Below are 14,929 nucleotides of genomic sequence, written 5' to 3' on the forward strand. Positions count from 1 at the left end.
CCCCGAGCGGTGGAGTCCACGATGAATGTGTCCGGCGACCAGATCGTCGATGCCCTGCGGTCGTCGCTGCGGGAGAACGAGCGGTTGAAGGCGGTGAACCGGCAGCTGTCGGCCGCGTCGGCCGAGCCGATCGCCATCGTGTCGATGAGCTGCCGCTACCCGGGTGGCGTCGAGTCGCCGGAGGACCTGTGGCGACTGGTGGCCGACGAGGTCGACGCGGTGGCGCCGATTCCGGCCGACCGGGGCTGGGACGTCGACGCAATGTACGACCCCGATCCCACCCGGCACGGCACGTTCAGCACCAGGGAAGGCGGTTTCCTCACCGACGCCGCCCAGTTCGACGCCGCGTTCTTCGGCATCTCGCCGCGCGAGGCGCTGGCCATGGACCCGCAGCAGCGGTTGCTGCTCGAGGTGGCGTGGGAGGCGTTCGAGCGCGCCGGGATCGACCCGCTGTCGGTGCGCGACCAGCCCGTCGGCGTGTACGCGGGCGCGGCCTACCAGGGCTACGGGCCCAGCATCGAGCACGCGCCGGAACAGGTGCAGGGCCACCTGGTCACCGGGATCTCCACCAGCGTCATCTCCGGCCGGGTCGCCTACACCTTCGGGCTGGCCGGGCCCGCGGTCACCATCGACACCGCGTGCTCGTCCTCGTTGGTGGCACTGCACCTGGCCTGCCAGGCGTTGCGCTCGGGGGAGTGCACGCTGGCGCTGGCCGGCGGGGTGACGGTGATCGGGTCGCCGATGTCGCTGGTCGGGTTCTCCCGGCAGGGCGCGCTGGCCGCGGACGGCCGATGCAAGGCGTTCGGCGCGGCCGCCGACGGCATGGGCCCGGCCGAGGGCGTCGGACTGGTGATGCTGGAACGGCTTTCCGACGCGCGCCGCAACGGGCACCGGGTGCTCGCCGTGGTGCGGGCGACCGCGATCAACCAGGACGGCCCGTCCAACGGGCTGTCCGCGCCCAGCGGCCCCGCCCAGCAGCGGGTGATCCGGCAGGCGCTGGACAACGCGCGGCTGACCGCGTCCGATGTGGACGCGGTGGAAGCCCACGGCACCGGCACCGCGCTCGGCGACCCGATCGAGGCGGACGCGCTGCTGGCCGTCTACGGCGACCGCCCGGCCGGCGAGCCGTTGTGGTTGGGCTCGTTGAAGTCCAACATCGGCCACGCGCAGACCGCGGCCGGTGTCGGCGGCGTGATCAAGATGGTGCAGGCGTTGCGGCACGCTGTGCTGCCGAGGACCCTGCACGCGGATGAGCCCTCCCCACACGTCGACTGGGACGCGGGTGCGGTGTCGTTGCTCCGTGAGGCCCGGCCGTGGCCCGATCTCGGTCGGCCGAGGCGCGCCGCGGTGTCCTCCTTCGGAGTCAGCGGCACCAACGCGCACGCCATCATCGAACAGGCGCCACCGGCCGAGGCACCGGCGACGGCGCCCCCGATGAGCGGCCCGATCCCGTTGGTGCTCTCCGGCCGAGGTGCGGGCGCGCTGCGCGCGCAGGCGGGCCGGCTCGCGGCGTTCCTGGCCGACAACCCGGCAACCGACCTCGCCGACGTCGGTTTCGGACTGGCCACCACCCGCGCCGGCTTCGACCACCGCGCGGCGGTCATCGGCGAGTCCACTCAGGACTTCGCGGACGGGCTGGCCGCGCTCGCCGCGGGCGCCGACGCGGACAGCATCCTGCGCCGCCGGGTCGGCGGCGGCCGGGTCGCGTTCGTGTTCCCCGGCCAGGGCTCGCAGTGGCCGGCGATGGCCCGCGACCTGCTCACCTCGTCCCCGGTGTTCGCCGAACAGGCGGCCGCGTGCGACGAGGCGTTGCACGCGTTCACCGGCTGGTCGGTGCTCGACGTGCTCACCGAGGTCCCCGGAGCGCCCGAGTTGTCCAGAGTGGACGTCGTGCAACCGGTGCTGTTCACCGTGATGGTGTCGCTGGCCGCGCTGTGGCGGTCGGTCGGGGTGACCCCGACCGGGGTCGTCGGCCACTCCCAGGGCGAGATCGCCGCCGCGTTCGTCGCCGGCGCACTGTCCATGACGGACGCGGCGCGGATCGTCGCGCTGCGCAGCCAGGCCTGGCTGGAACTGCGGGGCGCGGGTGGGATGCTGTCGGTCAGCATGGCCGCCGAGGACATCGCGCCCCGGCTGACGAAGTGGGCGGACACGCTCGCGATCGCGGCGGTGAACTCGAAGTCCACGATCGCGGTGTCCGGCGACCCGGCCGCCCTGGACGAGCTGGCCGCCGAGCTGACCGCCGAGGGCATCCACACCCGGCGGGTGCCCGGGGTCGACACCGCCGGCCACTCGGCGCAGGTGGACGTGTTGCGCGAGCGGCTGATGCGCGACCTCGCCCCGGTGGCGCCGATGGCGTCGACGATCCCGTTCTACTCCACGGTGACCGGCCAGCGGCTGGACACCACGACGATGGACGCGCACTACTGGTACCGCAACATGCGCGAGCCGGTCGAGTTCGAGCGGGCCACCAAGGCGTTGCTCGCCGACGACCACCACGTGTTCGTCGAGGTGAGCCCGCACCCGGTGCTGCGCATCCCGCTGTTCGAGACCTTCGAGTCCGCACCGGTCGCCGGTGCGGTGTCGCTGCCGACGCTCGTCCGGGACGACGGCGGCCTGCGGCGGTTCCGCACCGCGGCCACCGAACTGTGGGCGAACGGCGGCAACCTCGACTGGAGCGCGGTGTTCGGCGGGCGCCGGCCGGGCGTGCCCGACCTGCCGACCTACCCGTTCCAGCGCGAGCACCTGTGGCTGGACCACACCGTGGCGGCCACGCCGGTGACCCAACTGGACACAGTGGACAGCTGGCGGTACACGGTCACCTGGCGCTCGCTACCCGTCGGCCAGACCGCGACGCTCACCGGGACCTGGCTGCTGGTCGTGCCAGCCGGCCGCGACGGCGACGAGTACGCCGCCGCGCTGACCGCACTGGGCGCCACCGTGGTGACCGTGCCGGCCGGCAATCTCGATGACGAGACACTGCCCGCCGGGCCGGTCAGCGGTGTGCTGTCCCTGCTGGCGCTCGACGAGCGGCCGTACTCGACCGGCTCGGCGTTCCCCACGGGCGCGCTGGCGACGCTGACGTTGGTGCGGGCACTCGCCAGCCGGCTGAAGGCTCCACTGTGGACGATCACCTCCGGCGCGGTCGCGGTGGACGACACCGACCAACTGCGCGCGCCCGCGCAGGCACAGGTCTGGGGCCTCGGCCGGATCGCCGCGCTGGAGTACCCCCAGCTGTGGGGCGGCCTGGTCGACGTGCCGGCACAGCTCGACCAGCGTGCCGCGCTCCGCCTCGGCGCGGTGCTGGCCGACGGCAACGAGGACCAGGTGGCCATCCGCGCGAGCGGTGTGTTCGGCCGCCGGCTGGTCCGTCCACCGGCGAGTCGCCCGCCGGCCGAGCCGTGGCGCCCCACGGGCACCGTGCTGGTCACCGGCGGCACCGGCGGCCTCGGCGCGCATGTCGCCCGCTGGCTGGTACGCGGCGGCGCCGACCACGTCGTGCTGGCCGGACGGCGCGGACCGGACACCCCGGGCGTCGCGCGGCTGTGCGCCGAACTGTCCGGACACGGCGCGACGGTGACCGCCGAGGCGTGCGACGTCACCGACCGGGCGGCCCTGCGCAGGCTGATCAGTGGGTTGCCCGGGCTGACCGCGGTGATCCACGCCGCCGGCGTGCTGGATGACTGCGTGCTCGACGCGTTGACCCCCGAACGCGCCGACCGGGTGGTGGCGCCCAAGGTCGACGCGGCTTGGCACCTGCACGAGCTGACCGCCGAACTGGACCTGTCCGCGTTCGTGCTGTTCTCCTCATTCGGCGGCGTGCTCGGCTCGCCGGGACAGGGCAGCTACGCCGCGGCCAACGCCGGACTCGACGCGCTTGCCCGCCACCGCAGGGATCTCGGCCTGCCGGCCACCTCCGTGGCGTGGGCGGTCTGGGCCGGCGACGGCGGCGTGGACGACGATCTCGCCGTGCGGCTGGCCGCCGACGGCGTGCCGGCGATGGCGCCGGAGCTCGCGATCGAGGCGCTGCAACGCGCACTCGACCTCGACGAGACCTTCTCCGCGGTGGCCATCATCGACTGGGACCGGCTGGCGCCGACGTTCACCTCTGCCCGGCCGAGCCAGGTGCTCGCCGAACTGCCCGACGCCCGCCCGTATCTGGTCGACGCGCGGCCGGCGCGGGACGCCTCGGCGCACCCGCTGTCCTGGCTCGACGAGGCCGAGCTCGCGCGCACCGTGACCGACCTGGTGACCACCACGGTCGCCTCGGCACTGGGATACCAGCGCGTCGAGGACGTCGACTTCGGCCGCGCGTTCCGCGATCTGGGCTTCGACTCGCTGACCGCGGTGAACCTGCGCAACACCCTCGTCGAGGCGACCGGACTGCGGCTGCCGGTGACGCTGGTGTTCGACTACCCGACCGCCGCCGCGTTGACCGACCACCTGCTCGGCGAACTCGGCGGCACCACGGCGCGGACGCGAGCCGCCGTGAGCCACACGAACACCACCGACGACCCGATCGCGATCGTGGCGATGGCCGGCCGTTTCCCCGGCGGTGCCGCCACCCCGGAGGAGCTGTGGGCGCTGGTCGTGGACGGTGTGGACACCGTCGCGGACTTCCCGGCCGACCGCGGTTGGGACGTCGACGGTCTGTTCGACCCCGATCCCGACCGCGCCGGCACCTACTACGCGACCGGCGGCTCGTTCCTCTACGACGCGGCCGACTTCGACCCGGCGTTCTTCGGGATCTCGCCGCGCGAGGCGCTCACCATGGACCCGCAGCAGCGGCTGTTGCTGGAGACCTCGTGGGAGCTGTTCGAACGCGCCGGCATCGACCCGGTGCCACTGCGGGGAAGCGCGACCGGCGTGTTCGTCGGCGCTAGCTACACCGACTACGGCGCCCGGCTGCGGGGCAGCGCCGGTGAGCACGAGGGCTACCTGATCAACGGCAGCGCGGGCAGTGTCGCCTCCGGCCGGGTGTCCTACACCTTCGGCTTCGAGGGCCCGGCGGTCACCATCGACACCGCGTGCTCGTCCTCGCTGGTCGCCCTGCACCTGGCCGCGCAGTCGTTGCGCACCGGGGAAAGTGACCTCGCGCTCGCCGGTGGCGTCGTCGTCATGTCCACCATGGACACCTTCGTCGAGTTCAGCCGGCAGCGGCTGCTGGCCGGGGACGGGCGCTGCAAGGCGTTCGGCGCCGGCGCGGACGGCGCAGGCTGGGGCGAGGGCGTCGGGCTGGTCCTGTTGGAACGCCTCTCCGACGCCCGGCGCAACGGCCACGAGGTGCTGGCGGTGGTCTCCGGGTCGGCGGTGAACCAGGACGGCGCGTCCAACGGGCTGACCGCGCCCAACGGCCCGTCCCAACAGCGGGTGATCCGCCAGGCGCTGGCCAACGCCGGACTGTCGGCGTCCGATGTGGACCTGGTGGAGGCGCACGGCACCGGCACCCCGCTCGGCGACCCGATCGAGGCGCAGGCGCTGCTGTCGACCTACGGGCAGGACCGGCCGGCCGACCGGCCGGTGTGGCTCGGCGCGCTGAAGTCCAACATCGGCCACACCCAGGCCGCCGCCGGCATCGCCGGGGTGATCAAGACGGTGCAGGCCATCCGCAACCGCGTCCTGCCGAGGACCCTGCACGCGGACGTGCCCTCGCCGGACGTCGACTGGTCGGCGGGGAACCTGCGACTGCTGACCGACAACGTCGCCTGGGAGGCCGACCATCCGCGCCGGGGAGCGATCTCCTCGTTCGGGGTGAGCGGCACCAACGCGCACGTGATCCTCGAGGAGGCGACGCCGGAACCGGTCGCCGAGTCGACCGCGAGCCTGCCGGTGGTGCCCTGGGTGCTGTCCGCGCGCGGCGCGGACGCCCTACGTCAGCAGGCGGTCCGCCTGTTGTCCTTTGTGGACGACCAGGACACGGTGTCGCCGGCCGACATCGGCCGGTCACTGGCGACCACGCGGTCGGCGTTGGAGTACCGGGCCGTGGTCGTCGGCCAGGACCTGGCGACGCTGCGCGCCGGCCTGGCCGACCTCGCCACCGGCGCGACACCGCTGGTCGGCCCGGCGCACCCGACTGGCCGCACCGCGGTGCTGTTCCCCGGACAGGGCGCCCAACGGCTGGGCATGGGACGCGAGCTGTACGCGGCGTTCCCGGCGTTCGCCGAGGCGTTCGACGCCGTGCTGGCCACTGTGGACACCCCGGTACTGGACGTGCTGTGGGGCGAGGACAGGACGTCGCTCGACCGCACCGAGCACACCCAGCTCGGCCTGTTCGCCGTCGAGGTCGCGCTGTACCGGCTGCTGGAGTCCTGGGGAGTACGGCCGGACTGGCTGGCCGGCCACTCGATCGGTGAGCTGGCCGCCGCCCATGTGAGCGGCGTCTGGTCGCTGCCGGACGCGGTGCGGGTGGTGCTGGCCAGGGGTCGCCTGATGCAGGCGCTGCCGGCCGGTGGCGCGATGGTCGCGGTGTCGGCCGCCGAACAGGACGTGCTGGACCTGCTGACCGACGGCGTCGAACTGGCCGCGGTGAACGGTCCGGCCGCCGTGGTGCTCTCCGGCGACGAGGCCGCGGTGGCCGCGGTCGCGGACCTGCTGGCCGGGCGCGGACACCGGGTGAAGCGACTCGCGGTGTCCCACGCGTTCCACTCCGCGCGGATGGCGCCGATGCTCGCCGAGTTCGAACGGGTGCTCGCCTCGGTGACCTACCACGAGCCGACCATTCCGATGGTGTCCAATGTGACCGGTCGGCTCGCCGACGAGGTGACCACGCCCGGCTACTGGGTTCGTCAGGTGCGGGCCACGGTGCGCTTCGCCGACTGCCTCGACCACCTGGCAGGCCAGGGCGTCACCCGGTTCGTCGAGATTGGCCCGGGATCGGTGCTGTCCGGCATGGTCACCACCGGCACGGCCATCCCGACGCTGCGCGCGCACCGTGACGAGGTGGCGTCGGTGATCGCCGCCCTCGGTCAGGCCCATGTGGACGGTGCGTCGGTGGACTGGGCTGCGGTGTTCGCCGGCGCCCGGCAGGTCGCCCTGCCCACCTATGCCTTCCAGCGCAGGCGGTACTGGCTGGACGCGCCCACGGTGCGCGATGTCGCCGCCACCGGGGCGTTGCCGGCCAACCACCCGCTCGTCGGCGCGGTCGTGCCATTGCCGGAGGACGGCGGCCACGTGTTGACCAGCCGGGTGTCGCTGAGCACGCACCCGTGGCTGGCCGACCACCGGCTGGGTGGCACGCCGTTGTTCCCCGGCACCGCCTTCCTCGAGCTGGCGCTGACCGCCGGGCGGCTGGTCGGCTGCGACACCGTGGACGAGCTGACCCTCGGCGCGCCGCTGATCGTGCCCGACCGTGGCGCGGTGGTGCTGCGGGTGATGATCGGCGCGCCGTCGGCGTCCGGCGCGCGCTCGGTCACCATCCACGGTCAGCTCGACGGCGATCCGGAATGGACCCGGCACGCCGCGGGCACCGTCACCGAGGACGGCGCCGCGACCGCCGCCGCCCTCACCTTGTGGCCACCACCCGGCGCGACACCGGTCGACCTCGACGGTGTCTACGACCTGGACGAGCACGGCTTCGCGTTCGGCCCGGCCTTCCAGGGCCTGAGCGCCGCGTGGCGCAGCGGTGACGACGTCTACGCGGAGGTCGCGCTGCCGGCCGGACTGCACGCCGACGCCGCCCGCTACGGCCTGCACCCCGCCTTGCTCGACGCCGCGTGCCAGACCGTCGGCCTCGCCGGCACCGGGTCCACCGTGATGCCCTTCTCCTGGCAGGGCTACGCGGTCGGCGTCGACGGCGCGACCAGCCTGCGCGTGCGACTGTCCACAGTCGACGACACGTCGGTGCGGGTCGACCTCGCCGACCAGACCGGTGCGCCGATCGGCGCGATCGGCGCGCTCACCCTGCGCGCGGCCACCGGCGGCCGGGGCGACTCGCTGTACCGCCTTGACTGGCGCGAACTGGCGATCCCGGCCGTCGCCACCACCGGGTTGCTGGACTTCGAGGAACTGGCCGACGGGTTCGGCGGGACCGACACCGTGGTGGTGCGTTTCCCGGCGACACGGCCGGACGCGGCCGGTGCGCCGGCCGCGGTGCGTGCGGCCACCCACCACGCCCTGGACCTGGTCCAACTGTGGCTGCGCGACGAGCGGTTCGCCGGGGCACGACTGGCGTTCGTCACCGAACGCGGCGTGTCCGTTGCCGATGAGGGCGCGCCGGACCTGGCCAACGCCGCGGTCTGGGGCCTCGTGCGGGCCGCGCAGACCGAGAACCTCGGCCGGTTCGTCCTGGTGGACACCGACGACCTGCCCGCGTCCTGGGACCTGCTCGCCAGGGTGGTCGACAGCGGCGAGCCACAACTCACCATCCGGGGCGGCACACCGTTGGCGGCCAGGCTCGTCCGGGTGCCCGTGCGCGACCAGCCGTCCCCGGCGTGGGATCCGGCCGGAACGGTGCTGGTCACCGGCGCGACGGGCACGCTCGGCGCGTTGCTCGCCCGGCATCTCGTGCTGGCGCGCGGTGTCCGCCGGCTGGTGCTGACCGGGCGCAGGGGCCTGGCCGCGCCCGGCGCCGCCGAACTGGTGGCCGAGCTGACCGAACACGGTGCCGTGGTCGACTTCGCGGCCTGCGACGTGACCGACCGGAACGCGCTGGCCGCGTTGCTCGCCACGATCCCCGGCGAGCACCCGCTGACCGCGGTCGTGCACACCGCGGGCGTGCTCGACGACGGGCTGGCCGTCGCGCTGACCGCCGACCGGCTGGACCGGGTGCTGGCACCGAAGGTCGACGCGGTGGTGCACCTGCACGAGTTGACCGCCTCGATGGACCTGTCCGCGTTCGTCGTCTATTCATCGCTCGCCGGCACGTTCGGCGGGATGGGGCAGGCCAACTACTCCGCGGGCAACGCGTTCCTCGACGCGTTCGCCGAGTACCGCCAGGAACGTGGCCTGCCCGGCCAGTCTCTCGCCTGGGGGCTGTGGGCCGATCGCAGCGGGATGACCGGCAAGCTCGACGACGCGGACCTGCGGCGGATCGGGCGGGCGGCGATCACGCCGTTCCCGGCCGCCGACGGCCTGGCGATGTTCGACGCCGCGATGACGCTGACCGAGCCCGTCCTGGTGCCGACCCGGCTGGACCTGGCGGTCGTGCGGCGGGACCCGGACCAGGTCCACCCGCTGCTGCGGGATCTGACCGGGCCGCGGCCGAGCCGGGAGGTCGCCGTCCGGCAGTCGACCGCCGATCCGGTGGCCACGTTGCGCGCCGACCTCACCGGCCGGTCCACAGCGGACCGCGAGCGGATCGTGCTCGACCTGGTCCGCCGGCAGGCCGGCCTGGTGCTCGGCTACCCCGACCCGACCGCGATCGAGGCGGAACGCGGCCTGCTCGACCTCGGGTTCGACTCGCTCACCGCGATCGAGCTGCGCAACAACCTGGAAACCGTGACCGGGCTTCGGTTGCCGGCCACCCTGTTGTTCGACTATCCGACCCCGACGGCGATCGCCACCCATCTGCGCGAGCTGCTCGGGGTGGCCCGGACCGGCGACGACCTGGCCGCGCTGGAGGCCGCCGTGCTGGCCGGCGAACTGTCCACAGCGGACCGGGCCGTGCTGGCCGGCCGACTGGCCGGACTACTGGCCAAACTGGACACCCCGGTCGGCGCGGTGCTCGACCGGATCGACAACGCGGACGACGACGAGATCTTCGACCTGATCGACAACGAACTCGGCGTGAGCTGACCTCACCGGCAGCGCTCAACCATCTACCGGGGATCTGAAGGAGAATGTCGTGGCACAGTCGGTGAACCAGACGGAGACCAAGCTTCGGGACTACCTCAAGCGGGTCACCGCGGACCTGCACCGTACCCGGGAACGGCTCTCCGAGGCCGAGTCCCGGGAGCAGGAGCCGATCGCGATCGTCGCCATGGGCTGCCGGTACCCCGGTGGCGTCCGCACCCCGGAGGACTTCTGGCGGCTCGTCGTGGGCGGGGTCGACGGGATGGGCCCGTTCCCCGATGACCGCGGCTGGGACCGCGCCGCGCTGCCGGTCGTGGACGGCGGGTTCGTCGACGGCATCGCCGAGTTCGACCCGGAGTTCTTCGGCATCTCCCCGCGTGAGGCGCTGGCGCTGGACCCGCAGCAGCGGGTGCTGCTCGAGGTGACCTGGGAGGCGTTCGAGCGGGCCGGCATCGATCCGATCTCGTTGCGGGGCAGCAAGACCGGCACGTTCCTCGGGAACATGTACCAGGACTACGGTGACCGGATCCTGGATGTGCCGGAGGAGTTGGCCGCCTACCTCGGCAACGGCAGCGCGGGCAGCATCGCCTCCGGCCGGATCGCCTACACCTTCGGCCTCGAGGGCCCGGCGATCACCGTGGACACAGCGTGTTCGTCCTCCCTGGTGGCCATTCACCTGGCGTGCGCGTCGCTGCGCCAGGGCGAGACCACCCTCGCGCTGGCCGGTGGCGCGACACTCATGTCCTCCCCGGAGGCGTTCGTCGAGCTGACCAGCCAGGGCGCGCTCGCGTCCGACGGCCGGTGCAAGGCGTTCAGCGACGACGCCGACGGCACCGGCTGGGGCGAGGGCGTCGGCCTGCTGGTGCTGGAGCGGCTGTCGGACGCGCGCCGGCTTGGGCACCCCGTGCTGGCCGTGGTCCAGGGTTCCGCGGTGAACTCCGATGGGGCCAGTAGCGGGCTGACCGCGCCCAACGGACCGTCCCAGCAGCGGGTGATCAACGCCGCGCTGGCCAGTGCCGGCATTGCCGCCGCGGACGTCGATGTGGTCGAGGCGCACGGCACCGGGACCACGTTGGGGGATCCGATCGAGGCGCAGGCCGTGTTGGCCGCGTACGGGCAGGGCCGGGAGCGTCCGTTGTGGTTGGGGACGGTGAAGTCGAACATCGGTCACACTCAGGCGGCGGCCGGGGTCGCCGGCGTGCTGAAGATGGTGTTGGCGTTGCGGCACGGCGTGTTGCCAAGGACGTTGCATGTGGGGGAGCGGTCGTCGAAGGTCGACTGGTCGGTCGGCGCGGTGGAGTTGCTGCGGGACAACGTCGAGTGGCCGGCCGCCGATCGGGCGCGCTACGCGGGGGTGTCGTCGTTCGGGATGAGCGGGACGAACGCGCATGTGATCGTGGGGGAGGCCCCTGCGTCGGCGCCGGTGGAGTCAGTCCCCTCGGGGGCGGTGGTTCCGTGGGTGTTGTCTGGTCGGAGCGAGAGTGTCGTGCGTGCCAGGGCCGCCCAGTTGCTGTCGGTTGTGGACAATGAGGTCGATGTGGCCTTCTCGCTGGCGACTTCTCGGTCGGCGTTTGGTCGCCGGTCGGTGGTGGTCGGTGGTGACACGGCGGAGCGCAGGCGTGGGCTGGAGTTGCTCGCGTCCGGCGAGGCGCCGGTGGGGCCCTCTGTGCGTGCCGGCGGGAAGACCGCGGTGTTGTTCCCCGGGCAGGGTTCGCAGTTCCTCGGTATGGGTCGTGAGTTGTACGAGGCTTTCCCGGTGTTCGCCGCCGCCTTCGACGATGTGGTGGCGTTGGCCGGCGACGGGGTGCGCGCGGTGGTGTGGGGCGAGGACGCGACCCTTCTCGATCGGACGGAGTTCACCCAGGTCGCGTTGTTCGCGGTTGAGGTCGCGCTGTTCAGGCTGGTGGAGTCGTGGGGCTTGGTCCCGGATTTCGTGCTGGGCCATTCGGTCGGCGAGTTGGTCGCCGCGCATGTGAGTGGTGTGTGGTCGCTGGCGGACGCGGTGCGGGTGGTGGTCGCCCGTGGTCGGTTGATGCAGGCGTTGCCGTCGGGCGGGGTGATGGTGGCGGTCGAGGCCGGTGAGGCGGAGGTGCTGCCGCTGTTGGTGGACGGCGTTGAGGTCGCGGCGGTGAACGGTCCGTCGTCGGTGGTGTTGTCGGGCGATGAGGGCCCGGTAGACGTCGTCGCGGGGTTGTTGGCGGAGCGGGGTTGTCGGGTGCGGCGGTTGGCGACGTCGCACGCGTTCCACTCTGCTCGGATGGAGCCGATGTTGGCCGAGTTCGAGCGGGTGCTGGCCGAGGTTTCTGGTGGTGAGCCGGTGCTGCCTGTGGTGTCCAATGTGACCGGTCTGGTTGCCGATGGGTTGGACACGCCGGGGTACTGGGTGCGGCAGGTACGGGAGACGGTGCGGTTCGGCGATGGGCTGGAGTTCCTGGCGTCGCAGGGCGTGACCCGGTTTGTCGAGGTTGGGCCAGGTGGCGTGTTGTCTGGTTTGGACTCGGGCGCTGGGTCCTCTGTGGTGATGTTGCGGCGCGACCGTGGTGAGGTCGAGTCGGTGATGGCCGGGTTGGGCGCGTTCTTTGTCGCCGGTGGCGAGGTTGACTGGCGGGCGGTGTTCCCGGGTGCGCGGCGGGTCGAGTTGCCGACGTATCCGTTCGAACGGGAGCGGTACTGGCTGGACGCCTCGCCGACTCCCGGTGACCTGAACGCCGCCGGGTTGCGGCCGGCGAACCACCCGCTGCTGTCCGCGCGGGTCGGCCTGGCCGACCTCGACTGCCACGTGTTCACCGGCAGGCTCTCGGTGCGCAGCCACCCCTGGCTCGCCGAACACACCGTCGCCGGCCAGATCCTCTTCCCCGGCACCGCGTTCGTCGAACTGTCCGCGCACGCCGGGGAGCAGGTCGGCTGCGCCGGAATCGCCGAGTTGACCCTGCACGCGCCACTGGTCGTGCCCGACCAGGGCGGGGTGCTGCTGCGGCTCGAGGTCGGCGCGTTGGACGACACCGGCCGCCGGCCGGTCAGCGTCCTCGCCACCCCGGACACCGAGTCCGCCTGGGACGATGAGTGGACCCGCCACGCCACCGGCCTGCTCGGCGGGCCGACGCGGGCCGACACGGTCGACTGGGCCGCCGAATGGCCGCCGCCGCAGGCCACACGACTGGAGGTCGGCGACCTCTACGACCGCCTCGCCGACGCCGGCATCCACTACGGCGAGCCCTTCCAGGGTGTGCGCGGCGGCTGGCAGCGCGGCACCGAGGTGTTCGCCGAGGTCGAGATGCCGGGCGCGGAGAACGCGGCCTGCGCTGACTACGGACTGCACCCGGCGCTGCTGGACGCCTGCCTGCACGCCACCGCCTTCGGCGAGTTCCCCGGCGTCAGTCCCGGCGCGCTGCCCTACTCCTGGGCCTCGGTCAGCGTGTCCGCCACCGGCGCCAGCGCGGTCCGGGTGCGGCTCGTGTCCACCGGACCGGAAACCCTGTCGCTGACCATGGCCGACCAGCACGGCGAACCGGTCGCCACGGTGCGGTCCCTGCGGGTGCGGCCGATGCAGACCAAACAGGACACCCTGCGGCACAACCGGTTGTTCACCGTCGCCTGGGTACCCGGCGACCGCCAGCTCCACCCGTCGGCACCGGCGACCCCGGTGCACTCGGTCACCGAGCACGGCACCGAGCCGGCCCTGGTACACCAGGCACTCAGCCACGCGCTGGCCGTGATCAGCGGACACCTCGCGGACTCCGAGTCCCCGCTGGTCGTCCTGACCCACCAGGCGATCGGTCCGGATGCGACGGACGTGGTCGGGCCGGCCGTCTGGGGCCTTGTCCGCTCCGCTCAGGCCGAGAACCCAGGACGACTGGTCCTGGTGGACACCGACGACACCGAGGCATCCCAGGCCGTCATGGCCGGAGTGGTCGACTGCGGCGAGTCCGAGATGCTGTTACGTGCCGGCCAGCCCCAGGTGCCCCGCCTGGTGCGGGTCACCGACCCGGCCACCACCCGGCCGTTCGCGCCGGCCGGAACCGTCCTGATCACCGGCGGGACCGGCACTCTCGGCTCGATGCTGGCCCGCCACCTGGTGACCACGCACGGCGTCCGCCACCTCCTGCTGACCAGCCGTCGGGGGCCGCAGGCCCCCGACGCCGCCCGGTTGCACGCCGAGCTGGCCGAACTCGGTGCCAGCACGCGCATCGTGGCCTGCGACGCCGCCGACCGCGCCGCGCTCGAACGACTGCTCGCCACCGTGCCGGCCGAACACCCGCTCACCGGCGTCTTCCACACCGCGGGCGTACTGGACGACGGGGTGTTCACCGCGCTCACCGAGCAGCGGCTGACCTCCGTGCTGGCGCCCAAGTTCGACGCCGCGTGGCACCTGCACGAGCTGACGGCCGACGCCGACCTCGCCGCGTTCGTGCTGTACTCCTCCGGCTCCGGCACGTTCGGCTCGGCCGGCCAGGCGAACTACGCCGCCGCCAACTGCGCCGTCGACGCGCTCGCCAGCTACCGCGTCGCCCGTGGTCTGCCCGCGCTGTCACTGGCCTGGGGGCTGTGGGAACGGCGAAGCGCGCAGAACGAGAAGATGACCGCCACTGACGTGGCCAGGATGAACCGCGGCGGTCTGCGCGAACTGTCCACAGCGGACGGACTGGCGCTGCTGGACACCGCGCTCGGCCTGAGCCACGCCACCCTCGTGGCCGTCCCGATCGACCCGGCCGCGGTCCGTCGGCTGTCCTCGGTGCCACCGCTGTTGCGTGCGCTGGTGCCCAGCCGGACGCGGGTCGGCGCGGGCGGGGTCAACCGGGACCGGCTGCTGCGCCTGGACGGCGAGGAGCAGCGGGCCGCGCTTCTGGACCTGGTGCGCACGCACACCGCGGCGGTGCTCGGCTTCGCCGACAGCGGCGCGGTCGAGGTGTCCAGGTCGTTCCGTGAGTTCGGTGTGGACTCGTTGACGGGCGTGGAGTTGCGAAACCGGCTCGCCACGGTGGTGGGGGAGCGGCTGCCGGCGACGCTGGTGTTCGACTACCCGACGCCCGTTGACGTTGCCGGCCTACTGGGCACGCTGCTGGCCACCCGCCGCCGCGAGCGGACGGTGGCCGCGGGCGAACCGGAGTTCCACGGCTCGTCGTTGGCCGCCGGCACTCCTCGGGGGGCCGCCCCCGCCGTCGTGGTGTCGGTTGATGAGCCGGTTGCGGTGGTGGGGATG

1 protein-coding gene and 1 pseudogene are annotated in these 14,929 nt (G+C 73.1%); both read left to right on the forward strand.

Annotation, left to right across the window (positions count from 1 at the left end):
* The first annotated feature begins 27 nt into the window (after positions 1 to 27).
* On the forward strand, positions 28 to 9,732 hold the full coding sequence (locus tag ACYVIP_RS24210) for an SDR family NAD(P)-dependent oxidoreductase (protein ID WP_460400130.1): 9,705 nt from the start codon (positions 28 to 30) through the stop codon (positions 9,730 to 9,732).
* 70 nt (positions 9,733 to 9,802) lie between these two features.
* Positions 9,803 to 14,929: pseudogene (locus ACYVIP_RS24215) on the forward strand (SDR family NAD(P)-dependent oxidoreductase); the annotation flags it as partial.

The sequence above is a fragment of the Actinophytocola sediminis genome (assembly GCF_054779715.1).